A 24,675-nucleotide genomic window follows, 5' to 3' on the forward strand; every position below is an offset into this window, starting at 1 on the left:
CGCGCTTCCTCCCTTCCTGTCCTAGTCTGCTGATGCAGGTTCGAAAACGGAGCGGGGTGGCGAAGTGACTCGGGGACCCGAGGCGGGCGCGAACGGAGGACGGGACGGCCGGGAGGCCGGCCCCGGGGCCGACGACCCCACCATGCAGGGCCTCCTGGAGGCTCTCGCGCGTTCCGGCATGCCCGCGGGGGTCCGGTCCTGGGTCAACGCCGCCCTGTGGGGAGAAGACGCCCTGGAGGCCCTCCTGCGGGGAGAGCACATCCCCGAGGCCGTTCCCGAGGCCCCGAGCGGTCCTCCTCCCGGGTCGATGCGACGCTCCTACCTCACCGGCATCCGTGTCCAGGGATTCCGCGGCATCGGACGCCCCGCCGAACTCACCTTCGCGCCCGGCCCCGGCCTCACCGTCATCGTCGGCCGCAACGGGTCCGGCAAGTCCAGCTTCGCCGAGGCGGCGGAGGCGGCCCTGACCGGCCGCAACCCTCGCTGGGACGCCATGCCCACGGGGTGGCGCGACGGCTGGCGCAACCTGCACTACGACGAGCGCACCGAAGCCAGCGTCGACATCCACATCGCGGGTGACAACGGACCCACTCGGATCAGTCGCCGCTGGACCGGGGAGAGCGTCCGTTCCGCCCGTGGTGAGGTCGTGCACCCCACCGGTGAGGTCGCACCGCTGCGCACCCTCGACTGGGGCGAGAACCTGGTCCGCTACCGGCCCTTCCTGTCCTACGACGAGCTCGGCCGCACCGTCACCGGCCGTGCCGCCGAGCTCTACGACACCCTCACCGCACTCCTGGGAATCACGGGGCTGGCCGAGGCCGAGCGCCGCCTCGCCAAGGTCTGCGACGGTCTCGTCCGCCGCCGTGACCGTCCCGCGCGTGCCCTGCACCTCCTCCTGGACGCGCTCGGCGCCTCCGGCGATCCCCGGGCGGCCCAGGCCGTACGGATGCTCTCCGCGCCCGAGATGGACCTGGACGCCCTGCGCCGGATCGCCGCCGACGACGGCCCCAGCGACCCGGCCCAGCACGTGGTCATGCGCAGGCTGCGCCGCCTCAGCGTCCCCGAGCGGGTCCTCATGAGCGACGTCGTCAACGAGCTGCGCGGCGCCGCCATGGAACTGGCCATGGCCGCCGGTACCAAGGGCGACCACGCGCACGGGGTCGTCCGACTCCTCGAACAGGCGCTGGAACACCACAAGCGCCACCCCTCCGAGACCACCTGCCCCACCTGCGCCACCAGCGGGGCGCTGGGATCCGACTGGGTGCGGCGCGCCAACGCCCAACTGCGCGCACTCCGTCCCCAGGCCGCCATCACCTCGGCCGCCTACGACCGTGCCGACGCCGCTCGCGACCAGGCCCGATTCCTGCTCTCCCCGATGCCCACGTGGTTGCCGCCGGAGAGCGAACTCGGTCAGGTGTGGTCGCTGTGGGAGACCGGTTCCGACATCGAGGACCTCGGTGAACTCGCCGACCACATCGAGGTCGTGGGTCGCAAGCTCCGCGCGGCCGCGGTCAGCGCGCGTCGGGACGCCTCCGAACGCCTGGAGGACCCCAGCGGCGGGTGGTCCGACCTCGCCGAACGGCTCTCCGAGTGGTTGGACGACGCCCAGGACGCGGTCAAGGCCAGTGAGGCCCTCGCATCGGCCGAGGCCGCGCTCGGCTGGCTCGCCGAGTACGCCCGATCGGTGCGTGCCGAACGGCTCGGGCCGGTCGCGGCCCAGGCCGAACAGGTCTGGTTCCGGCTGCGTCAGGAACGCCACATCGACCTACAGGGCATGCGGCTCATCGGCCGTGGAGCCCGCCGGAGGGTCGAGGTGGACGTGTCCGTGGACGGGGTGGACGACCAGACCAGCGCGCCGGGCCTGCTCAGCCAGGGCGAGTTCCAGGCCCTGGCACTGTCCATCTGTCTGCCGCGCACCCTCATCGAGGGCAACCCGTTCGGGTTCCTGTTGCTGGACGATCCGGTCCAGGCCATGGACACCGAGACCGTGGAGGGGCTCGCCTCCGTACTGGCCGAGGTGGGACGGCATCGGCAGCTCATCGTCTTCACCCACGACACCCGTCTGTCGGACGCCCTGCGCCGCCTGGGGCTGACCGCGGACATCCGCACGATCAACCGCGACGCCATGTCCAACGTGTGGCTCGCCGAGAACGGTGGATGAGGGGCCGGAAGAGGCTTCCCGGAGCCCGCCGGAGGGCGTGCACGGCGTCACATTCGGGCCGTTTTCCGCGGCTCTGAACAGGGCTTCGAAATGTTGGGAACCCCGTTCTGAACAGGGATTTCGTACCCACGTGCGGGTCGTGTCCGGGGCGGGGTGCGGGGGCCCTGGTCCCCGATTTGGCAGATCACCCCCTGATCCCTGTATAGTCATGACCAGCGCAAGGGGGTAACACCCCGGGGCGGACGAGAGAAAGTCCCACAGCGCGCCCCTTTAGCTCAGACGGCAGAGCGTCTCCATGGTAAGGAGAAGGTCTACGGTTCGATTCCGTAAAGGGGCTCCACCACTTGATGAGGTTCCGGTCCACTCAGGTGGGTGGCCGGTGGAACTTCGCCGGCCGAACCAGGAGACATCCACGGTAGGATGTCTTTCTGTCTGATCGGGGCGGGGTAGCTCAGTCGGTAGAGCAAGCGGCTCATAATCGCTGTGTCGTCGGTTCAAGTCCGGCCCCCGCTACCACCCCACTGGCCCCTGAGCAAGACACTCAGGGGTCGTCGTGGGTCTCAGCAGTTTTTCACTGCGTCAAGGTAATGTCTCCAGCGAGAAAGGCACTCCGAAGTGGCTGCCACAGACGTGAGGCCGAAGATCACCCTGGCCTGCCAGGAGTGCAATCACCGGAACTACATCACGCGCAAGAACCGTCGGAACACCCCCGACCGTCTGACGATCAACAAGTTCTGCCCGAACTGCCGCAAGCACAACGGTCACCGCGAGACCCGCTAGGTCACGCGGGACGGTCGTCCCCGCAGGGAGCGACAGCTTCTCGTAGAATCCAGCCCGGTGAGCCCATCGCTCACCGGGCTGTTCGCTGTCCAGGGGCCTTTTCCTCGACGGCGGACCGGCCCCGACGTTTCCACATCCGAGAGGCAGAGCGTGGCGATCAACCCTGACTACCTCGGCCGGGAGTACCCCGCCCCCGAGGCCTACGAGGTGACCCGCGGCAAGATCCGCGAGTTCGCCGAGGCCATCAACGACCTCAGCCCGGTCTACCTGGACCGCGAGTCCGCCAAGGCCATGGGATATCCCGACGTCATCGCCCCGCCCACCTTCCCGGTGATCCTGGGCATGGCCGGTTCCGCGCTGGCCCTCGCCGACCCCGACCTGGGCGTCGACTTCTCCCGGGTCGTCCACGGCGACCAGAGCTTCCACTACAGCCGCCCCCTGTGCGCCGGTGACGTCCTGAACTCCGTCACCCGCATCACCGACATCAAGGTCCTGGGCGGCAACGAGCTGCTCACCCTGGAAACGGTGGCCACGGCGGCCGACGGCGAACACGTGGTGACGGCGGGCATGATGCTCGTCGTCCGGGGATCCTAGGAAGCGGGGGGCACGACGATGAACAGGCTCAAGTACGACGAGGTCGAGACCGGCACGCAGCTGCCGGAGCGGATCTTTCCGGTCCGCCGCCTGGACCTGGTCCGTTACGCCGGCGCCTCCGGTGACTTCAACCCCATCCACTGGAACGAACGCTTCGCCAAGTCCGTCGGCCTGCCCGACGTGATCGCGCACGGCATGTTCACCATGGCCGAGGCCGGTCGGGTCGTCACCGACTGGACCGGGGACCCCGGCAGCGTCCTCGACTATTCGGTGCGCTTCTCCGCGCCCGTCGTCGTCCCCGACGACGATGACGGCGCCGAGATCACCGTCGGCGGCAAGGTCAAGGCCAAGAACGACGACGGCACCGTCACCGTTCTGCTGACCGCGCGGTCCGGCGGCGCCAAGGTCCTCGCCAAGGCCATCGCCGTCGTCCGTCTCGCCTGACCCCGCTGTTTCGGGCCGGCCCCGAACGGAGCTCCTGGCCCTCCTGAGAACGAAGAGGTACCACGCCCGTGTCCACCATGCTCGCCGATCACACCACGCTCGGCCTGGGCGGTTCCGCCAAGGCCTTCCACGCCGCCGCCACCACTGACGAACTGGTCCGCCTGGTCACCGACGCCGATCGTGCCGGTGAGCGTGTGCTCGTTCTGGGCGGCGGCAGCAACCTGGTGGTCGCCGACGACGGCTTTCCCGGGGCCGTGATCCTGGTCGCCTCCCAGGGCGTCACCGTCACCGACGCGGGAACCGATGCGGACACCGGTGAGACCGTCGTCCTGCTGCGCGCGGAGGCGGGCGTGGACTGGGACCCTCTGGTCGAACGGGCCGTCGCCGAGGGCCTCAACGGCATCGAGTTCCTCTCCGGCATCCCCGGCCGGGTCGGTTCCACCCCCATCCAGAATGTCGGGGCCTACGGTCAGGACGTGAGCCAGACCATCCGCGAGGTGCTGGTCCTGGACCGCACCACCGGCGACCTGGTGACCATGTCCAACGCGGACTGCGGTTTCACCTACCGGGACAGCTCCTTCAAGGGCCATGACCGGTATGTGGTGTGCGAGGTGGTCTTCGAGCTGCGTCGGGGGCCGATGAGCCGTCCGGTGCGCTACGCCGAGGTCGCCCGCACCATGGGTGTGGAAGCGGGGGAGAGGGTGCCGCTGGACAAGGCCAGGGACGTCGTCCTGGGCCTGCGTCGCGGCAAGGGCATGGTGTTGGACCCCGGCGACCCGGACACCCGCAGCGCCGGTTCGTTCTTCACCAACCCGATCCTGTCCCCGGAGGACTACGCGGCCTTCCGTGAGCGCGCCACCGAACGTCTGGGTCCGGATGCCGAGATCCCCGGCCACCCCGACGACCAGGGCAACGTGAAGCTTTCCGCCGCCTGGTTGATCGACCGGGCCGGGTTCACCAAGGGCTATGGGGACGGCCCCGCGCGGATCTCCGGCAAGCACACCCTCGCTCTGACCAACCCCGGTGGGGCGAGCACGGCCGACCTGCTCGACCTGGCCCGCGAGGTGCGGGCCGGGGTCGAGACCGCCTTCGGGGTACGCCTGGTCAACGAGCCGGTCATGGTCGGCGTGAGTCTGTAGAGACACCCGCGCCCGAGAGGGCCTGGGACAACGCTCCGAAGAAACGAGTTAGGCACGCCTAACTCACTTTTCCGGCTCGCCTGATAAAACAATTCGCCGAATCAACAAATTGCCGAATAAAAAAGCCGCTGGTAATGTCTTCAGTGTCGAAGGGGAGTAGTCCCCAATCCGCGCGGTCGACATACTGGACTTTTCCGTCCCGGCCGCGTGAGCCCAGCTCAGGCGGGCGGACGAGACCTTTGACCCGGTAGGAAACGACCGGGTTGAAGGGGCGTTATCCGCCTCCTTCTGCCCACCAAGGACAGCAGGAGCAGCATGTCGGCTTTTCTCGCCGCTCTCGGTATCAGCACGTTCGCCATCTTCATCGCGGAAATGGGCGACAAGACCCAGCTGGTCGCGATGTCCCTGGCTTCGCGTTACCGAGTCCTCACGGTCCTCCTCGGCATCACCGCCGCCACCGCGGTGGTCCACCTCGGCAGCGTCTTCATCGCCGAGGTCCTCGGAGCGACCCTGCCCACCGACTGGCTCACCCTCGCGGCCGGCCTGGCCTTCCTCTTCTTCGGTCTGTGGACCCTGCGCGGGGACGAGATGACCGACAAGGACGAGGAACGCGCCGCCTCCCGCCGGATCCGCTCCGGGTTCATGACCGTCGCGCTGGTGTTCTTCGTCGCCGAGCTCGGGGACAAGACCATGCTCGCCACCATCACCGTCGGCACCCAGCACCACTGGCTTCCGGTGTGGATCGGCTCCACGATCGGCATGGTCGCCGCCGACGGGATCGCCATCGCCATCGGCGCGGCACTCGGCAAGAAGCTGCCGGAGAAGGCGATCCGGATCGGTGCCGCCGTGCTGTTCTTCGTCGCCGGCGCCGCCATGCTCGCCCAAGGCGCCTGGACGCTCCTCGCTTGAGCCGACCAGGAACCCCGAAGCGCCGGCGGAGGCCCCGAGAACACTGCTAGACGGCACCGTCCTCGGGGGGAGTGGCCAGCCAGGTGTCCACGCCCGCGAGCATCTCCTTTTTCAGCGAGTCCGGTGCGCCCGAACCACGGATCGACATGCGGGCCAGGTCCGCCAGTTCGGGGTCGCTGAACTCGAACACCTCGCGGGCGATGCGGTACTGCTCCAGCAGTCGGGGGCCGAACAGCAGGGGGTCGTCGGTGCCCAGGGCGATCGGTGCTCCCGCGTCGTACAGCCTGCGCAGCGGCAGGTGGTCCACCTTCTCCACCACGCCCAGGCCCACGTTGGAGGTCGGGCACACCTCCAGGGTGACTTCCTGGGTGGCGATCCGCTCCACCAGGTACGGGTCCTCGATGGCCCGAACGCCGTGACCGATACGGTCCGCGTCCAGTTCGTCCAGGCACTCGCGCACGCTGCGCGGGCCGTTCAGCTCGCCGCCGTGCGGGGTGGACAGCAGACCCGCGCGCTTGGCGATCCGGAAGGCCGCCTCGAAGTCACGGGCGCGTCCGCGACGCTCGTCGTTGTTGAGCCCGAACGAGACCACGCCCTTGCCCACGTACTGGCGCGCGAGCCGGGCCAGGGCCCGGGCGTCCAGCGGGTGCCGGGTGCGGTTGGCCGCCACCATGATCCCGATACCGACACCGGTGGCCTCGGAGGCGACGCGGGCCGCGTCCAGGATGAGTTCCAGGGTGGCGGTGAGCCCGTCGAAACGGGACGCGTAGCCGCTCGGGTCGACCTGGATCTCCAACCAGCCCGAACCCGCCTCCCGTTCGTCCTCGGCCGCCTCGCGCAGCAGGCGGTACATGTCCTCTTGGCGTTTCAGGACCGAACGGGCGATGTCGTAGAGGCGCTGGAAGCGGAACCAGCCGCGTTCGTCGGTGCCCCGCAGTTTGGGCGGCCACTCCTCGGCCAGGGCCTGGGGCAGGTGCACCCCCCGTGCCTCGGCCATCTCGATGAGGGTGTCATGGCGCATGGACCCGGTGAAGTGCAGGTGCAGATGGGCCTTGGGCAGCCGGTCCAACCGGCGGGTGCTGGTCGGTGTCTCCATGTCCCAAGCCTGCCGTATGAATCACACTCCGCGCACCGGGAACGGCGACACTGAGACCCACCCCGCACATGAGGGAGCCCCGGACCGACCGGTCCGGGGCTCCCTCATGACCTTCGCGGAGGCTACTTGGCCTCGGCCAACAGGTTCTGGACGCGGGTCACGCCCTCGACGAGGTCCTCGTCGCTGAGCGCGTACGACAGACGCAGGTAGCCGGGGGTACCGAAGGCCTCACCCGGGACCACGGCGACCTCGGACTCCTCCAGGATGAGCTCGGCCAGCTCGGTGGAGGTCGTCGGGGTCTTCCCGCGGATCTCCTTGCCGAGCACGCCCTTCACCGACGGGTACGCGTAGAACGCGCCCTCGGGCACCGGGCAGACCACGCCGTCGATCTCGTTGAGCATCCGCACGATGGTCTGGCGGCGGCGGTCGAACGCCTTCTTCATCTCGTCGACCGCGGCGAGGTCGCCGGAGACGGCGGCCAAGGCGGCGGCCTGCGACACGTTCGCGACGTTGGAGGTGGCGTGCGACTGGAGGTTGCTCGCGGCCTTGACCACGTCCTTCGGGCCGATGATCCACCCGACGCGCCATCCGGTCATCGCGTACGTCTTGGCGACCCCGTTGACGACGACGGTGCGGTCGGCGATCTCGGGCACCTCGACGGGCAGGGACGCGAACTCGGCGTCACCGTAGACCAGGTGCTCGTAGATCTCGTCGGTCAGCACCCACAGGCCGTGCTCGTTCGCCCACTGGCCGATGGCACGGACCTGCTCGCGCGGGTAGACGGCGCCGGTCGGGTTGGACGGGGACACGAACACCAGCACCTTGGTGCGGTCGGTGCGGGCGGCCTCCAGCTGCTCGACCGAGGCCATGTAGCCGGTGCTCTCGTCGGTGACGACGTAGACGGGCACGCCGCCCGCGAGCTTGATCGACTCCGGGTAGGTCGTCCAGTACGGGGCGATCACGATGACCTCGTCGCCCGGGTCCAGCATGGCCGCGAAGGCCTCGTAGATGGCCTGCTTGCCACCGTTGGTGACCAGGATCTGGGCGGGCTCGACCTTGTAGCCGGAGTCGCGCTCGGTCTTCTCGGCGATGGCCTTCTTCAGCTCGGGAAGGCCACCGGCCGGGGTGTAGCGGTGGAAGCGGGGCTCGCGGGCGGCGGACACCGCGGCTTCCACGATGTAGTCGGGGGTCGGGAAGTCCGGTTCCCCGGCGCCGAAACCGATGACGGGTCGGCCCTCCGCCTTCATGGCCTTGGCCTTGGCGTCCACCGCCAGGGTGGCGGACTCGGAGATGGCGCTGATACGTGCAGAGACACGGGGTCGGTCAGTCATGTTCCCATGGTGTCATGTGCTCATCCCGGGTGTCGGGGGGAAGGTCACTTCCTCGGGCGGGGAAGGTCACCTCGGCCACTCGGCGCACCGAAACCGGTTTGGTCGAGGCCCTCGAATGGGCGTACACTCGTTCGTGCCGGTCGGTTCGTTATGCAGGCGTCACACCTTCGAGGTTGTGCGACGACTCTCAGGACCGGCTATGGTGGGCAACGCAGTTTCCGCTAAGGGCAGTGGCTCAATTGGCAGAGCACCGGTCTCCAAAACCGGCGGTTGGGGGTTCGAGTCCCTCCTGCCCTGCAAGTCCGAGCGCGGATCGGGGTGGCGGCCACGGTCGTCACCCCGAACCGCGAGGGCAACGGAACTAACAGGGGAATGAAGCAGCCCGCGACCCTAAGGACCCCAGGTGACTCAGACTGACGCCGACGCCAAGCCCGAGAAGGAGCCGAAGCGTCGTACCGGTCCGGTGACGTTCACCAAGCAGGTCGTCGACGAGCTGCGCAAGGTTCGCTGGCCCACGCGCAAGGAACTGGTCACCTACACCATCGTCGTCTTGGTGTTCGTCGTGATCATCCTGTCCTACGTCTCCCTCCTCGACTTCGCCTTCTGTGAGGCCGTCACCTGGCTCTACAGCACCTTCGGCCGTCCGAGCGCCTGAGCGGCGACCTTCACACCGGTGCAGGGGCACGTCGACTTCGCCCCACAAGCCCTTCCTCGTCCGCGCGTTGGTCCCGCGTCGCCCTGAGAGACCGTAAGCTGGCAGAACTGGGTTCGACGCACGGCCTGTTCGGTGTGCGTCGCACGCACTAGCGAATCCGACGAGAGAAAGAGCAGCCGTGTCCGAGTCCCCACTGACCTCTGACGACTTCCCCGAAGAGGAGCCGGATCAGTCGTCGGCGGAAGAGACCGGCCTGGCGGGCGAGCCGTCCCAGGACGCCGACAGCGACGTCCAAGAGCTCGCCGAGGAGGCCGATGAGGTCGCCGACAGCGCCGAGGAAGCCGACGAGGCCACCGACAGCGCCGAAGAGGCCGACGAGGTCGCCGACAGCGCCGAGGAAGCCGACGCCGAGCCCGAGTTGCCTCGCCTGGACCCCGTCGAGGAGTTCAAGAACGAGCTCGTCCTGCTGCCCGGCGAGTGGTACGTCGTGCACACTTACGCCGGCTACGAGAAGCGCGTCAAGGCCAACGTCGAGAGCCGTACCCAGTCCCTCAACATGGAGGAGCACATCTTCCAGGTCGAGGTGCCCGAGCACATGGTCACCGAGGTCAAGAGCGGGAAGCGCCAGCAGGTCACCGAGAAGGTCCTGCCCGGCTACGTGCTCGTCCGCATGGACCTGACCGACGCGTCCTGGTCGGCCATCCGCAACACCCCGGGCGTCACCGGTTTCGTCGGCCTGTCCAACAAGCCGGCTCCGTTGAGCCTGACCGAGGTCGCCAAGCTCCTGGCTCCCGAGCCGGAGGAGGAGCCCGAGGCCACCCCGCAGGCCAAGGCCGGGGGCGGTGGAGAGGTCCGCTCCGACGTCGCCTACGAGATCGGCGAGTCCGTCACCGTCATGGAGGGTCCGTTCGCGACCCTGCCCGCCACCGTCAGCGAGATCAACGGCGACACCCAGAAGCTCAAGGTGCTCGTGTCGATCTTCGGTCGTGAGACCCCGGTGGAACTCTCCTTCAGCCAGGTCGCCAAGATCTGACGTCGTGGGTTCCATCCCACACCCAGCCCGGAGCACTACCCGGGCGAAGTAGACTTGGTGGGTCCACCCTCACGGGGTGGGCCCACCGTCGCGTGTCACCGCAGGCCTCGCGGCCCGACGAAACACGCGCCCGGCCCGTCCGGTCCCGACGGGCCGTCGCCCCACGCCCGGCGTGGGGAAGCCTCCTTCGGCAGCGGCACGGCCGTGGCCCCTTCGGCCCGAACGTGCCGTCAGGGAGGCAGGGGCCGACACACAACGCAGATCAGGCAAAGGACCCGATATGCCTCCGAAGAAGAAACTCGCCGCACTCGTCAAGGTGCAGCTGCCCGCCGGTCAGGCGACCCCGGCGCCGCCCGTCGGTACCGCTCTTGGTCCGCACGGCGTCAACATCATGGACTTCTGCAAGCAGTACAACGCTGCTACGGAAGCCCAGCGCGGCAACGTCATCCCCGTAGAGATCTCCATCTACGAGGACCGTTCCTTCAGCTTCGTCACCAAGACGCCCCCGGCGCCCAAGATGATCCTGAAGGCCGCCGGCATGGACAAGGCCACCGGTGAGCCGGGCCGCAGCAACTCCGGCTCCATCAACGCCGACCAGGTCCGTGAGATCGCGCAGACCAAGCTGCCCGACCTCAACACCGACGACATCGAGGCCGCCACCAAGATCGTCGCCGGCACCGCCCGTTCCATGGGCATCGAGGTCAAGTAGCTCCTGACCAGGGGTTGCTCGATGGCAAGAAACACCGTGGCAGGGCCAGGCGCTGGCCCCAAGACCACACGTTCCCGTAGGAGAACAGCGTGAAGCGCAGCAAGAACCACCGCAAAGCCACGAACCTGGTGGACCGCGACCGGCTCTACAGCCCCGCCGAGGCCGTGAAGCTGGCCAAGGAGACCACCAACGTCAAGTTCGACGCCACCGTCGAGGTGGCCCTGCGTCTGGGCGTCGACCCGCGCAAGGCCGACCAGATGGTCCGCGGCACCGTGAACCTGCCGAACGGCACCGGCAAGACCGCTCGGGTCCTGGTCTTCGCGACCGGTGAGCGTGCCGAGCAGGCGCTGGCCGCCGGAGCCGACATCGTCGGTGACGACGACCTCGTCACCAAGGTCCTGAACGGCTTCCTCGACTTCGACGCCGTTGTGGCCACCCCGGACCTCATGGGCAAGGTCGGTCGCCTCGGCCGTGTCCTGGGTCCCCGTGGCCTCATGCCGAACCCGAAGACGGGTACCGTCACCCCGGACGTGACCAAGGCCGTCACCGACATCAAGGGCGGCAAGATCGAGTTCCGCGTGGACCGCCACGGGAACCTGCACTTCATCATCGGCAAGGTCTCGTTCGACGAGTCCAAGCTGCTGGAGAACTACCAGGCCGCGATCGACGAGGTGAACCGCCTCAAGCCGTCCGCCGCCAAGGGCCGCTACATCAAGAAGGCCGTGGTCTCCACCACGATGGGCCCGAGCATTCCGCTCGACGCCTAAGGCCCTCCAGGCCCTTGTGCGAAGCATGGGAACGGCCCCCGCTCCTTCGGGAGACGGGGGCCGTTCCGCGTGCTCGTGGGAGCCGCCACAGGGCGGTGATCTCACTCTCGCGGGCCGGGAGGTCTCGGAGGGTGCCGGCGATCACGTTCGCCCGAGTCGGAACGGTGTGCGAGCACTCCCTTTCGTCGGTTAGCATTGGGAATTGCCGAAGACCGCTGGTCGTCACCCGCTCGGGTGACCTAAGGACCCACCTCGATGGGCGCCCGCGCAGGTGTCACTAGAGCTTTCCCGTTCCGGGTCCCGTTGTGCCGAGCACGCGGGCGGAGAACGCGGACGTGCCCCGTGCGCCTTGCGCTCGGGGCTTTTCTCGTGCTGACGCCGATCGTGGAAGTCCTTGGGATGCAACCAGCGTTCACTGTTGGAAGGAGTCCCATGGCGAGGCCGGACAAGGCAGCCGCGGTCGCCGAACTCGCGGACGAGCTCCGCGAGTCGAACGCCGCAGTGCTGACCGAATACCGGGGGCTCACTGTCGCGCAGGTTTCCGAACTGCGCCGCAGCCTCGGTCAGAACGCGCGTTTTCGCATCGTCAAGAACACGCTGACCAAGATCGCGGTCAAGGAGGCCGGCGTCGACGAGCAGATCTCCGATCTGCTCGAAGGCCCGTCCGCCATCGCCTTCGTCCACGGGGACGTCGTCGAGGCCGCCAAGGGTCTGCGTGACTTTGCGAAGGCGAACTCGCCCCTGGTGATCAAGGGCGGTGTGGTCGACGGCAAGTCGGTCAGCGCCGAACAGGTCACCAAGCTGGCCGATCTGGAGTCCCGAGAGGTTCTCCTCTCGAAGCTGGCCGGTGCGCTCAAGGCCAAGCAGGGCCAGGCCGCCGCCGTCTTCCAGGCGCTGCCCTCCAAGACTGTGCGTCTCGCGCAGGCTCTGGCGGACAAGCGCAACGAGGAAGCCGCTTAAACCTTTTGAACCACGGCGGGTGCCGACGGCGCCCGGCCATTGGCTCGCACGCTCAGCCGTTGGCGCGCGTGTGCATGAGAGAAAGAGAGATCGCATCATGGCGAAGCTCAGCAACGAGGACCTGCTTGCCGCGTTCGAGGAGATGACCCTCCTCGAGCTCTCCGAGTTCGTGAAGCTGTTCGAGGACAAGTTCGACGTCACCGCCGCCGCTCCGGCCGCCATGGCCGTCGCCGCCCCCGGTGCCGCTGCCGAGGACGAGGCCGAGGAGCAGACCGAGTTCGACGTCGTTCTCGAGGCCGCCGGCGACAAGAAGATCCAGGTCATCAAGGAGGTCCGCGGCCTCACGAGCCTGGGCCTCAAGGAAGCCAAGGACCTGGTCGACAACGCCCCGAAGGCCGTTCTCGAGGCCGCCAGCAAGGAGAACGCTGACAAGGCCAAGGCCGCCCTTGAGGGCGCCGGCGCCACCGTCACCCTCAAGTAGTCCTCCGCGGGCCTCAGATGCCCGCTGGTCTGCGTGAAGCGGCCGTTCCTCCTAACGGGAGGGGCGGCCGCTTTCTCGTGTCCGTGTCTCGACTGAGGGCGCTTACGGAGGATCCGGGTCCCGGGCCCCGGGTCCTCCGGGATCCGACGGGGCGAGGACGAACGTCCCCTTTGTCGGGGCGCGGCCGTGTCCGTCACGGGACATGGGACTTCGGTGTGCGAAGCTGTTGCGGTCTTCGAGCCCTCGGACCAGGGGGAATCGGGGACGTAGGGGTACGCGTGTGCGAACTGTCCCTCGGACGCGGTAATCTCCCGTCCCGGGAATCCTGACGGACCCGTTGGGGAGTGTTTACCCGCCTTGGGCGGGGGAATCCTTCCGGGTGTCCGATGGCTCACAATCCCCCGTGGGGCCAGGGCAGGCGCGCTGTTTCACCCTGATGGTCCAGGGCCTTTCCCCCGGGGGCGTGCATGGCGACGTTCGACGGTCGCCGGGCTTGACGGATCGCCCTGCAGGGGTGATCCTGCCGGTGTCGTGAGTGGTGCCGTGGACCGTGAGTGGACAGCGGTGTAGTGTTCGGCTACACTGCTCTTTTGCGCTGCCCTTTGGTGATCCCTGTGTCGGTGAACGGCTTTTCGTCATTTCCGATTGTTACTCCGGAAGCCCCGACGAAGCCCGCTCCCGCTCGATGTGACCGTCTCAACCGTGTTGCGGCGGTCCTTCTCGTGACGGATCGTCTGGCGTGCGCGCTTCAACCGCCACAAGCCTTCGGAAGGACCCCTGTTGGCAGCCTCGCGCAACGCCTCCGCTAACGCCCTTGGTCCGCACCGCGTTTCTTTCGCCCGTATCCAGGAACCCCTTGAGGTTCCCAATCTTCTGGCCCTGCAGACCGAGTCGTTCGACTGGCTGCTGGGCAACGACACGTGGAAGACGCGGGGCGAGACGGCCCGCGCCGCCGGCCGCAAGGACGTTTCGGAGCAGTCCGGTCTCGAAGAGATCTTCGAGGAGATCAGCCCGATCGAGGACTTCTCGGGCACCATGTCCCTTTCGTTCCGTGACCACCGGTTCGAACCGCCCAAGTACTCCGAGGAGGAGTGCAAGGACAAGGACATGACCTACTCCGCCCCGATGTTCGTCACGGCGGAGTTCATCAACAACGACACCGGTGAGATCAAGAGCCAGACGGTGTTCATGGGCGATTTCCCGCTCATGACCGTCAAGGGCACCTTCATCATCAACGGCACCGAGCGCGTTGTTGTGTCTCAGCTGGTCCGTTCCCCGGGTGTGTACTTCGACAAGTCCGTCGACAAGACCTCCGACAAGGACCTGTTCGGGTGCAAGGTCATCCCGTCCCGTGGTGCTTGGCTGGAGTTCGAGGTCGACAAGCGCGACTTCGTCGGTGTCCGCATCGACCGCAAGCGCAAGCAGGGCGTCACCGTCCTGCTCAAGGCGCTGGGATGGACCACGGACCAGATCCTGGAGCGTTTCGGCCAGTACGAGTCGATCCGCAACACCCTGGAGAAGGACCCCACCGCGGGTACCGACGACGCGCTGTTGGACATCTACCGCAAGCTGCGCCCGGGAGAGCCGCCCACCAAGGAGTCGGCCCAGGCGCTGCTGGAGAACCTGTACTTCAACCCCAAGCGCTATGACCTGGCCAAGGTCGGCCGGTACAAGATCAACAAGAAGCTCGGTCTGGACACCGAGTTCACGCAGGGCACCCTCACCGAAGAGGACATCGTCGCCACGATCGACTACATCGTCCGCCTGCACGCGGGTGAGATCGAGAAGGAGACCGTCCTCGGCCTCCGTCCGATCGAGACCGACGACATCGACCACTTCGGCAACCGTCGCCTGCGCACCGTCGGCGAGCTCATCCAGAACCAGGTCCGCCTGGGTCTGGCCCGGATGGAGCGCGTCGTCCGCGAGCGGATGACCACCCAGGACGTCGAGGCGATCACGCCGCAGACCCTGATCAACATCCGTCCCGTCGTGGCCTCCATCAAGGAGTTCTTCGGCACCTCGCAGCTGTCCCAGTTCATGGACCAGACCAACCCGCTCGCGGGTCTGACCCACAAGCGTCGCCTCTCGGCGCTGGGTCCGGGCGGTCTGTCCCGTGAGCGTGCGGGCTTCGAGGTCCGGGACGTTCACCCGTCCCACTACGGCCGCATGTGTCCGATCGAGACCCCTGAGGGCCCCAACATCGGCCTGATCGGTTCGCTCGCCGCCTACGGCCGCGTGAATTCCTTCGGCTTCGTGGAGACCCCGTACCGCAAGGTCATCGACGGCAAGGTCTCCGACCAGATCTTCTACCTCACCGCCGACGAGGAGGACCTGTGCGTCATCGCGCAGGCCAACACCCCGTTGAACGCCGACGGCAGCTTCGCCGAGGCCGGTGTGCTGGTCCGTCGTAAGGGCGGGGAGTTCGAACAGGTCAGCACCGACGAGGTCGACTACATGGACGTGTCGCCGCGCCAGATGGTGTCGGTCGCCACCGCCATGATCCCGTTCCTGGAGCACGACGACGCCAACCGCGCGCTCATGGGTTCCAACATGCAGCGCCAGGCCGTGCCGCTGCTGCGCGCCGAGTCGCCGTTCGTCGGTACCGGCATGGAGTACCGCGCCGCCACCGACGCCGGTGAGGTCATCCTCGCCGAGCGGGCCGGCGTGGTCGAGGACGTCACCGCCGACTACGTCACGGTGATGGCCGACGACGGCACGCGCAAGACGTACCGGATGGGTAAGTTCCAGCGCTCCAACCAGGGCACCTGCTTCAACCAGCGCCCCATCGTCCACGAGGGCCAGCGGGTCGAGGACCGTCAGGTCCTCGCCGACGGTCCCTCCACGGACCAGGGCGAGATGTCGCTGGGCAAGAACCTCCTCGTGGCCTACATGTCCTGGGAAGGGCACAACTACGAGGACGCCATCATCCTCTCCCAGCGTCTGGTGCAGGACGACGTCCTCTCCTCGATCCACATCGAGGAGCACGAGGTCGACGCCCGTGACACCAAGCTGGGCCCGGAGGAGATCACCCGGGAGATCCCCAACGTCAGCGAGGAGGTCCTGGCCGACCTCGATGACCGGGGCATCATCCGCATCGGCGCCGAGGTCGTCGACGGCGACATCCTCGTCGGCAAGGTCACGCCCAAGGGTGAGACCGAGCTGACCCCGGAGGAGCGCCTGCTGCGCGCCATCTTCGGTGAGAAGGCCCGTGAGGTCCGTGACACCTCCCTGAAGGTCCCGCACGGTGAGACCGGCAAGGTCATCGGCGTGCGCGTCTTCAGCCGTGACGAGGGCGACGAGCTCGCTCCCGGCGTGAACGAGATGGTGCGCGTCTACGTCGCTCAGAAGCGCAAGATCACCGATGGTGACAAGCTCGCCGGTCGTCACGGCAACAAGGGTGTCATCGCCAAGATCCTGCCCCAGGAGGACATGCCCTTCCTGGAGGACGGCACTCCTGTCGACATCATCCTCAACCCGCTCGGTGTTCCCGGTCGAATGAACGTCGGCCAGATCCTCGAAGTCCACCTCGGTTGGCTGGCCAAGAACGGCTGGGTCGTCGAGGGCATGGAAGAGGAATGGCAGAAGGCGATCCATGCGGTCGGCGCCGCCGAGGTCGAACCGAACTCGCGTGTGGCCACGCCGGTCTTCGACGGTCTGGAGGGCGACGAGCTCATCGGGCTCATCAAGTCGGTCCGTCCGAACGCGGACGGCAACCGTCTCATCGACAACGAGGGTAAGGCGCGTCTGTTCGACGGCCGTACCGGTGAGCCCTTCGCCGAGCCGATCTCCGTCGGTTACAAGTACATCCTGAAGCTCCACCACCTCGTGGACGACAAGATCCACGCCCGCTCCACCGGTCCGTACTCCATGATCACGCAGCAGCCGCTGGGTGGTAAGGCACAGTTCGGTGGTCAGCGCTTCGGTGAGATGGAGGTCTGGGCGCTGGAGGCCTACGGGGCCGCCTACGCGCTGCAGGAACTGCTCACCATCAAGTCCGACGATGTGGTGGGCCGAGTCAAGGTCTACGAGGCCATCGTTAAGGGCGAGAACATCCCTGAACCGGGTATCCCTGAGTCCTTCAAGGTGCTCATCAAGGAGATGCAGTCGCTCTGTCTGAACGTGGAGGTGCTGTCCAGTGACGGTATGTCCATCGAGATGCGGGACAGCGACGAGGACGTCTTCCGCGCCGCGGAAGAACTGGGAATCGACCTGGGTCGGCGTGAGCCGAGCAGTGTCGAAGAAGTCTAACTTCCGCATTCTTCGAGAGCAGGGGACGAATTAAGTGCTCGACGTCAACTTCTTCGACGAGCTGCGCATCGGTCTCGCTACGGCCGAGGACATCCGCCAGTGGTCGCACGGCGAGGTCAAGAAGCCCGAAACCATCAACTACCGCACCCTCAAGCCCGAGAAGGACGGACTCTTCTGCGAGAAGATCTTCGGTCCGACCCGGGACTGGGAGTGCTACTGCGGCAAGTACAAGCGCGTCCGCTTCAAGGGCATCATCTGTGAGCGCTGCGGCGTCGAGGTGACCCGTGCCAAGGTGCGCCGCGAGCGGATGGGCCACATCGAGCTGGCCGCTCCCGTCACGCACATCTGGTACTTCAAGGGTGTGCCCTCCCGTCTGGGCTACCTGCTGGACCTGGCGCCGAAGGATCTCGAAAAGATCATCTACTTCGCCGCCTACATGGTCACGTGGGTGGACACCGAGGGCCGTGAGCGCGACCTGCAGTCGCTCGAAGCTCGGATCTCGGTCGAGAAGCAGCACCTGGAGCAGCGTCGCGACTCCACCCTGGAGGAGCGTCACCGCAAGCTCGAAACCGACCTGGCCGAGCTTGAGGAGCAGGGCGCCAAGGGCGACGCGCGTCGCAAGGTGCGCGAGGGCGCCGAGCGTGAGATGCGCCAGCTGCGCGACCGCGCCCAGCGCGAGATCGACCGTCTCGACGAGGTCTGGAACCGGTTCAAGAACCTCAAGGTCCAGGACCTTGAAGGCGACGAGATGCTCTACCGCGAGATGCGGGACCGCTTCGGGAAGTACTTCCGCGGTGGCATGGGCGCTCAGGCCATCCAGGACCGTCTGTCCAACTTCGAGTTGGGAGAGGAGGCGGAGAGGCTCCGGGAGATCATCCGTACCGGCAAGGGCCAGAAGAAGGCCCGCGCCCTGAAGCGGCTCAAGGTCGTCTCCGCGTTCCTCAACACCACCAACAGCCCCATGGGCATGGTGCTGGACTGCATCCCGGTCATTCCGCCGGACCTGCGTCCGATGGTGCAGCTGGACGGTGGCCGCTTCGCGACCTCCGACCTCAACGACCTGTACCGCCGTGTCATCAACCGGAACAACCGTCTCAAGCGGCTTCTGGACCTGGGCGCGCCCGAGATCATCGTCAACAACGAGAAGCGGATGCTCCAGGAGGCCGTCGACGCGCTGTTCGACAACGGCCGCCGTGGACGTCCGGTCACCGGTCCCGGTAACCGCCCGCTCAAGTCGCTGTCCGACATGCTCAAGGGTAAGCAGGGTCGGTTCCGTCAGAACCTGCTCGGTAAGCGTGTCGACTACTCCGGCCGTTCGGTCATCGTCGTCGGTCCGCAGCTGAAGCTGCACCAGTGCGGTCTGCCCAAGCAGATGGCCCTGGAGCTGTTCAAGCCGTTCGTGATGAAGCGTCTGGTCGACCTGAACCACGCGCAGAACATCAAGAGCGCCAAGCGCATGGTCGAGCGGTCCCGTCCGGTCGTTTGGGACGTCCTCGAAGAGGTCATCACCGAGCACCCGGTTCTGCTCAACCGTGCTCCGACGCTGCACCGCCTGGGCATCCAGGCCTTCGAGCCGCAGCTGGTCGAGGGCAAGGCCATCCAGATCCACCCGCTCGTGTGCACCGCGTTCAACGCGGACTTCGACGGTGACCAGATGGCCGTGCACCTGCCGCTGTCCGCCGAGGCCCAGGCCGAGGCGCGGCTGCTGATGCTGGCCACCAACAACATCCTCAAGCCGTCCGACGGTAAGCCCGTGACCATGCCCACCCAGGACATGATCATCGGTCTGTACTACCTGACGACGGAGAAGGCCGGTGCCAGCGGCGAGGGCCGTGCGTTCCGCTCTCCGTCCGAGGCCATCATGGCCTTCGACCTGGGCGACCTCGACCTGCAGGCGAAGATCCGCCTGCGGATCGCGGACGGCGCTCCCACGCCCAAGGACTGGACCCCGCCGGAAGGCTGGGAGCCGGGTGACGTGTACGTGCTGGAGACCACCCTGGGTCGGTACCTCTTCAACGAGACCACCCCGGTCGACTACCCGTACGTCAACTTCCAGGTGGGCAAGAAGCAGGTCTCGACCCTGGTCAACGACCTCGCCGAGAACTACCCGAAGGTCCAGGTCGCCACGACCCTGGACGCCCTCAAGGACGCCGGTTACCGCTGGGCCACCCGGTCCGGTCTGACCATCGGCATCGAGGACGTCGTCGCGCCGCCGGAGAAGGCGGAGATCCTCGCCCGGTACGACCGCAAGGCCGACAAGCTGCAGCGCGAGTACGACCGTGGTCTGATCACCGACGATGAGCGCCGCAAGGAGCTCACGGAGCTGTGGACCGAGGCGACCGCCGAGGTCGCCAAGAACATGGAGGACAACTTCCCCGCCGACAACCCGGTGTGGATGATGGTCCAGTCCGGTGCGCGTGGTAACCCGATGCAGGTGCGCCAGATCGCCGGTATCCGTGGTCTGGTCTCCAACACCAAGGGTGAGACGATCCCGCGTCCGATCAAGTCCTCCTACCGTGAGGGCCTGTCCGTGCTGGAGTACTTCATCTCCACGCACGGTCAGCGCAAGGGTCTGGCCGACACCGCGCTGCGTACCGCCGACTCGGGTTACCTGACCCGTCGTCTGGTGGACGTCGCTCAGGACGTCATCGTCCGCGAGGTGGACTGCAACACCGACCGTTCGCTGTGGCACGAGATCGGCGAGAAGAACTCCGCCGGTGTCATCGCCCGTAAGCACAACGTCGAGAACACCGGTTTCGGCCGTACTCTCGCCGAGGACGTGCTGGACGCCGACGGCAACGTGGTGCTGGCCGCCCTGTCCGACACCTCCGAGCAGAACATCGACAAGCTGGTCAACGCGGGTATCACCCGGGTGCGCATCCGCTCGTCGCTGACCTGTGAGGCGAAGATCGGTGTCTGCACCACCTGCTACGGCCGCTCCATGGCGACCGGTAAGCCGGTGGACGTCGGTGAGGCGATCGGTATCATCGCGGCCCAGTCCATCGGTGAGCCCGGTACCCAGCTGACCATGCGTACCTTCCACATGGGTGGTTCGGCCGGTCTGGACATCACCCACGGTCTGCCCCGTGTCCAGGAGCTCTTCGAGGCCCGCATCCCCAAGGGTGTGGCCCCGATCTCCGAGATGGAGGGCCGGATCCGGATCGACGACACCGAGAAGAGCCGCAAGATCGTCGTCATCCCGGACGACGGCACCGACGAGATCGCTTACCCGGTCCCGATGCGTGCCCAGCTCCTGGTGACCGACGACGACCACGTCAAGGTCGGCGAGCAGCTCATCCAGGGTGCGATCAACCCGCACGAGGTGCTTCGCATCCAGGGCCCGCGCGCGGTGCAGCAGCACCTCGTGTCGGAGGTCCAGGAGGTGTACAAGTCGCAGGGTGTGTCCATCCACGACAAGCACATCGAGATCATCGTTCGCCAGATGCTCAAGCGAGTGAACATCCTGGAGTCCGGCGACACCGAGCTGCTGCCCGGTGAGATGGTCGAGCGGCCCAAGTTCGAGCGCATCAACCGGCGTGTGGTGTCCGAAGGCGGCCAGCCCGCCGCCGGACGTCCGGTCCTGCTGGGTATCACCAAGGCCTCGCTGGCCACGGAGTCCTGGCTGTCCGCGGCCTCCTTCCAGGAGACCACCCGAGTGCTCACCGAGAACGCGATCCATGGCAAGAGCGACCCGCTGCTCGGCCTGAAGGAGAACGTGATCATCGGTAAACTCATCCCGGCCGGTACGGGCATTCCCCAGTACCGGAACATTCGGGTCGAGCCGACCGAGGAGGCCAAGGCCTCGATGTACTCGGTGTCCGGCTATGAGGAGCCGAGTGAGTACACCTTCGGCCAGGGCTCGGGAGAAGCCGTGCCGCTGGAGGAGTACGACTTCGGGCCGTACAACCGGTAAGCAGCCGAACTGAACGTTGGCTGAGTCGACGGCGGCGGTCAGCCACCCCCATCACGGGGGGTGGCTCCGCCGCCGTTTTGTCGTTGTGCGTCGACACACCGCTGTGTTGACGGGGAGAGGGCGCCGCGGCGCCGGCGGGAGAGCAGGCAAGTGAGCGATAACGGGGGCGGAGAACCGGGGAACCGGTCGTCCGGAGGGGACGCGGACTCCTGGTTCAAGCCCAGTGAGAACCGTTTCCTGACACAGTCCGATTACCAGGACCCTATGGAGGTCGAGGATGAGCCCGCGGGGGACGCCCCGGAGGAGCCGGCCGCGATCTTCCCCGACAGTGGTGGGTACTCGGGGCTGAGCGCGTCGCGCCCGGCCCTGGTCGAGCCCTACCCGGACGCGTTGGGCCTTCCGCCCACACCCGAGGTGAACCCGGAGCCCCAGGGCCCACCCGGAATCTCCTACCCGGGTGCGGGCACCGGTGCCTATCAGCCGGTCACGCGGATCCCGGGTGAGGGGCCGCCCGCCTGGGAGTCCCCGAGCTCTTCGTCGACGCCGGACGAGCCCTCCGCGCCGTACACCCGCCCCGAGCGGGGTGCCCATACCGCGGACGTCCCGGTCGCTTCCGACAGCGGGCAGGCTCCGTCCTGGGAAAGGTCCGCGGAGTCGCGGGACCCCATCGATCCGCTGTGGCCGAGGCCGGAGGAGAACACGGACTCTCCCTCGGAGAACATCTTTTCCGAGGTCCCTCCCGGAGCCGGATCATCGTGGGGCGCCGAGTTCGAGCAGGAACCCGTTCGGGAGTGGGAGGAGGGCCCGAGCGGGTCCGGAGGCTATCCGGGCATCGCCGCCAGCGCCCAGGTCCCGTTGCCGCCCGAGGAACCGGAGGAGAGCGGCTCCACGGCCGCCTCGAACGACTGGACCCCGGTTCCGGACCTCGGGGACGACTGGAAGGGCCGCGGAACCAGAGAGCCCTGGACCGAATCCGAGTCCGACCGTTGGACCGACCCGTCACCCTCCTACCTGGAGGACCGTCGCTACGAGCCGTCCTCGCCGGCGGAGGGAACGTGGGGGGAGGAGCGGCCCGCGCAGACGTACGCGGAACCCTATGACGAGCTCTCCGCCCCGTCTCGGTCCTTCGAATCCGCCGACGACGGTGGTCTGGGCACCGGTAGTGGCAACACCTGGGCGTTCGACCGCAACGACCCGCGACTGCCGGACGTGGTCCGGGACGCCGAACGGCGCCGTCGCGAGGAGGCGGGACTCGATTCGGGGTCGGACGAGGCGGTCACCGAACGCGACAGCGGCCCCGACACCGGGGAGTTGTCCGCGGCGATCGCGGGCTCCGAGGACCCGCTCGCCGCGATCGCGAACATGCAGTCGCGCGCCAAGGCCAAGGAGACCGAGGAACCGGGCGCCGAGGGATACGACCCCGACCCGTACCGGGACGAGGGGGAGTGGCCGAGCCGGCCGTGGAGCGGAGCGGAGTCCTACGCGGCCGAGCGTTCCGAACCGTCCGAGGAACCGTCTTGGAGCCGGGGCGCCGAGGGTGCCACCCAGATGTTCACCGCGCCCGCCTATGACGAGGAACCGTCCGCGTACGGGTCCGACGTCCGGTCCGGCACGTCCCACGACGAACTCGGGTTCGACGGTCGTGGGATCGACGGGTACGCGCGGGATGACGAGCGTTCGACCGATCGCGGTTCCGCGGCGCCCACCGATGGAGGGTGGAACACCGGCGGCTACGACGAACTGGGCTACTACGATCGCGGTGACCAGGGGTTCGCGGACGAGGGTCGCCCGACCTACGACGACCGGGGATACGACGACCGCGGTTACGCGGACCAGGGTCACCCGGATCCGGGTCACGAGACGCGGGGCCGGCACGGCCAGGGCTACGCGGACCAGGGGTACGCGGACCAGGGGTACGCCGATTCGGGCCACCGGGACACGGGATACCCGGACCAGGGTTTCGGCGACCGGCCCTACGGTGACCAGTCCTATGGTGACCAAGGTTATGGTGACCGCTTCCAGGACGAGCTCGGCGTCGGGGACCGCCCCTCCACGGCGGTGGCCGGGGTCCCCTCCGACCTGGGATCGCCCTTCGGTTCCCAACCGCAGAGCCCCGCCGACACCTGGAACGAGGGTGTGGACGAAGGGCCGGACCTGCGGGACGAGGCCGCGGAGGAGCCGGGCGCCGAGGACGGGGAGTCCGAGTACGACGACGGGTTCACCCCCGCCGACTACGGGATGACCGATCGCCCCAGGACGACCCGACGCCGTCGTGACCGAATCGTTGAGGAGGACTTCCCGGGCTTCGAGGACCGCCCCCTCGGGGGAGAGGCCGGGGACTCCTACCCCGGGTACGACAGTGTCGACTTCCTGGCCGACACCGACCCGGGGGCCGTACAGACCCTGTGGTTGGGTGCCGCTTCGCTGATCCCGTTCGTCGGTGTGATCACCGCGATCCTCGCGTTGTTCGTCACGGGTCCCAAGGCCAAGAAGGCGATCCGCGGGTCTCGGGGCGCCCTCGACGGACTCGGTCTGATCACGACGGGCACCGTGTTCGCGGTGGTCGGCATCGTTGTGACGGTGATCTCCGTCGCGATCCTTTTGGTTCTGTAGCCAGGCGGCCGCTTTCTGGGGGATAATGGTGCCTCCGGAGGCGGCCGCGCTCCTGCGACGGTCCTCCACCCGCATTCCAAGGGAAACCTGGGGCGAAGAACGTCGGAGAGCGCGTAGACTAGGGGTGACCCACGGCTACGCGAGAACCGGTTCCGTTTGTTCTCGCTATCTCGCACACCGTTTTGACCGTCTGGTCTGGTAGCGGTAGCCTGTGTGATTGTGCCCGTGAGTCAACGGGTCACACATGTGTGCGGTTCCCCAGTCCTCCGCAGGATGGACACGAGGCGCACGGCGCATGTGAACCCCCTCCTGTGAATCGGTCTCAAGGCCGGGTGTGCTTCCGTTCCCGTGTTTGGGAACGAGGTCGACACGCCCGACCACGGGGGTCGGGGAGTTTCGGGAAATTCAGCAGGTCAATAGCGATATCGGCTACGAGAACCGGCGTAGGTCACGAGGAAGACGGAGACGCGGTGCCCACCATCCAGCAGCTGGTCCGCAAGGGCCGACAGGACAAGGTCGCAAAGAACAAGACCCCGGCGCTGAAGGGGAGTCCGCAGCGTCGTGGTGTGTGCACGCGTGTCTACACCACTACGCCCAAGAAGCCGAACTCCGCTCTGCGTAAGGTCGCTCGCGTCAAGCTGAGCAGCGGCATCGAGGTCACGGCCTACATCCCCGGCATTGGTCACAACCTCCAGGAACACAGCATCGTGCTGGTTCGTGGCGGTCGTGTGAAGGACCTGCCGGGTGTCCGATACCGAATTGTCCGCGGTTCGCTCGACACCCAGGGTGTCCGGGGCCGCAAGCAGGCCCGTAGTCACTACGGTGCCAAGAAGGAGAAGTAA

The 24,675-nt window shown here is 67.3% G+C and carries 18 protein-coding genes and 3 tRNA genes; 19 read left to right on the forward strand and 2 right to left on the reverse strand.

The window, feature by feature from the left end:
* Positions 1 to 142: 142 nt before the first annotated feature.
* From BQ8420_RS26675 to BQ8420_RS26710, 8 genes are all read left to right on the forward strand, one after another.
* Positions 143 to 2,161: an ATP-binding protein gene (locus BQ8420_RS26675; RefSeq protein ID WP_200816108.1), complete on the forward strand. Its 2,019-nt coding sequence runs from the start codon at positions 143 to 145 to the stop codon at positions 2,159 to 2,161.
* Between the two features lie 264 nt (positions 2,162 to 2,425).
* A tRNA-Thr gene (locus BQ8420_RS26680) sits at positions 2,426 to 2,501 on the forward strand.
* A 100-nt stretch (positions 2,502 to 2,601) separates the two neighbouring features.
* A tRNA-Met gene (locus BQ8420_RS26685) sits at positions 2,602 to 2,677 on the forward strand.
* 99 nt (positions 2,678 to 2,776) lie between these two features.
* The gene (gene rpmG / locus BQ8420_RS26690) at positions 2,777 to 2,941 is read left to right on the forward strand and encodes a 50S ribosomal protein L33 (protein WP_087102403.1); all 165 of its coding nucleotides are present in this window, start codon (positions 2,777 to 2,779) and stop codon (positions 2,939 to 2,941) included.
* Between the two features lie 150 nt (positions 2,942 to 3,091).
* A complete protein-coding gene (locus BQ8420_RS26695; protein WP_087102405.1) occupies positions 3,092 to 3,535 on the forward strand; it encodes a MaoC family dehydratase N-terminal domain-containing protein in 444 nt (147 codons plus the stop codon).
* Between the two features lie 18 nt (positions 3,536 to 3,553).
* A complete protein-coding gene (locus BQ8420_RS26700) occupies positions 3,554 to 3,979 on the forward strand; it encodes a MaoC family dehydratase (RefSeq protein WP_087102408.1) in 426 nt (141 codons plus the stop codon).
* 77 nt (positions 3,980 to 4,056) lie between these two features.
* Positions 4,057 to 5,118 carry a UDP-N-acetylmuramate dehydrogenase gene (locus BQ8420_RS26705; protein WP_200816109.1) on the forward strand — a complete coding sequence of 354 codons (1,062 nt, stop codon included), beginning with the start codon at positions 4,057 to 4,059 and terminating at the stop codon, positions 5,116 to 5,118.
* A 315-nt stretch (positions 5,119 to 5,433) separates the two neighbouring features.
* Positions 5,434 to 6,027, forward strand: a complete 594-nt coding sequence (locus BQ8420_RS26710; RefSeq protein WP_087102411.1) for a TMEM165/GDT1 family protein — start codon at positions 5,434 to 5,436, stop codon at positions 6,025 to 6,027.
* A 46-nt stretch (positions 6,028 to 6,073) separates the two neighbouring features.
* Here BQ8420_RS26710 and BQ8420_RS26715 read toward each other — a convergent pair whose 3' ends face one another.
* Both BQ8420_RS26715 and BQ8420_RS26720 read right to left on the reverse strand, forming a co-directional pair.
* A complete protein-coding gene (locus BQ8420_RS26715) occupies positions 6,074 to 7,123 on the reverse strand; it encodes an adenosine deaminase (RefSeq protein ID WP_087102413.1) in 1,050 nt (349 codons plus the stop codon).
* Between the two features lie 122 nt (positions 7,124 to 7,245).
* Positions 7,246 to 8,454, reverse strand: coding sequence for a pyridoxal phosphate-dependent aminotransferase (locus tag BQ8420_RS26720; protein ID WP_087102415.1), 1,209 nt, complete (start codon positions 8,452 to 8,454; stop codon positions 7,246 to 7,248).
* A 224-nt stretch (positions 8,455 to 8,678) separates the two neighbouring features.
* Between BQ8420_RS26720 and BQ8420_RS26725 the strand changes: the two genes are divergently transcribed.
* The 11 genes from BQ8420_RS26725 (at position 8,679) to rpsL (ending at position 24,675) form a co-directional block, all read left to right on the forward strand.
* Positions 8,679 to 8,751, forward strand: a tRNA-Trp gene (locus BQ8420_RS26725).
* Between the two features lie 106 nt (positions 8,752 to 8,857).
* Positions 8,858 to 9,109, forward strand: a complete 252-nt coding sequence (gene secE, locus BQ8420_RS26730; protein WP_087102417.1) for a preprotein translocase subunit SecE — start codon at positions 8,858 to 8,860, stop codon at positions 9,107 to 9,109.
* Between the two features lie 178 nt (positions 9,110 to 9,287).
* Positions 9,288 to 10,142: a transcription termination/antitermination protein NusG gene (gene nusG / locus BQ8420_RS26735; protein ID WP_087102419.1), complete on the forward strand. Its 855-nt coding sequence runs from the start codon at positions 9,288 to 9,290 to the stop codon at positions 10,140 to 10,142.
* Between the two features lie 280 nt (positions 10,143 to 10,422).
* Complete coding sequence (gene rplK, locus BQ8420_RS26740) at positions 10,423 to 10,851, forward strand: 50S ribosomal protein L11 (RefSeq protein ID WP_087102421.1); 429 nt, start codon at positions 10,423 to 10,425, stop codon at positions 10,849 to 10,851.
* A gap of 89 nt (positions 10,852 to 10,940) precedes the next feature.
* Complete coding sequence (gene rplA, locus BQ8420_RS26745) at positions 10,941 to 11,618, forward strand: 50S ribosomal protein L1 (RefSeq protein WP_087102423.1); 678 nt, start codon at positions 10,941 to 10,943, stop codon at positions 11,616 to 11,618.
* A gap of 432 nt (positions 11,619 to 12,050) precedes the next feature.
* A complete protein-coding gene (gene rplJ, locus BQ8420_RS26750; RefSeq protein WP_087102425.1) occupies positions 12,051 to 12,578 on the forward strand; it encodes a 50S ribosomal protein L10 in 528 nt (175 codons plus the stop codon).
* A 97-nt stretch (positions 12,579 to 12,675) separates the two neighbouring features.
* Positions 12,676 to 13,059: a 50S ribosomal protein L7/L12 gene (gene rplL / locus BQ8420_RS26755; protein WP_087102427.1), complete on the forward strand. Its 384-nt coding sequence runs from the start codon at positions 12,676 to 12,678 to the stop codon at positions 13,057 to 13,059.
* 780 nt (positions 13,060 to 13,839) lie between these two features.
* Entirely contained in the window at positions 13,840 to 17,307 is a 3,468-nt protein-coding gene (gene rpoB / locus BQ8420_RS26760; RefSeq protein ID WP_087102429.1) for a DNA-directed RNA polymerase subunit beta, read from the forward strand.
* A gap of 34 nt (positions 17,308 to 17,341) precedes the next feature.
* Entirely contained in the window at positions 17,342 to 21,220 is a 3,879-nt protein-coding gene (locus BQ8420_RS26765) for a DNA-directed RNA polymerase subunit beta' (protein WP_087102431.1), read from the forward strand.
* 264 nt (positions 21,221 to 21,484) lie between these two features.
* Positions 21,485 to 23,833: a hypothetical protein gene (locus tag BQ8420_RS26770; protein WP_087102433.1), complete on the forward strand. Its 2,349-nt coding sequence runs from the start codon at positions 21,485 to 21,487 to the stop codon at positions 23,831 to 23,833.
* Between the two features lie 470 nt (positions 23,834 to 24,303).
* On the forward strand, positions 24,304 to 24,675 hold the full coding sequence (gene rpsL, locus BQ8420_RS26775; protein WP_014912437.1) for a 30S ribosomal protein S12: 372 nt from the start codon (positions 24,304 to 24,306) through the stop codon (positions 24,673 to 24,675).

Source organism: Nocardiopsis sp. JB363 (assembly GCF_900143625.1).
Taxonomy (GTDB): domain Bacteria; phylum Actinomycetota; class Actinomycetes; order Streptosporangiales; family Streptosporangiaceae; genus Nocardiopsis.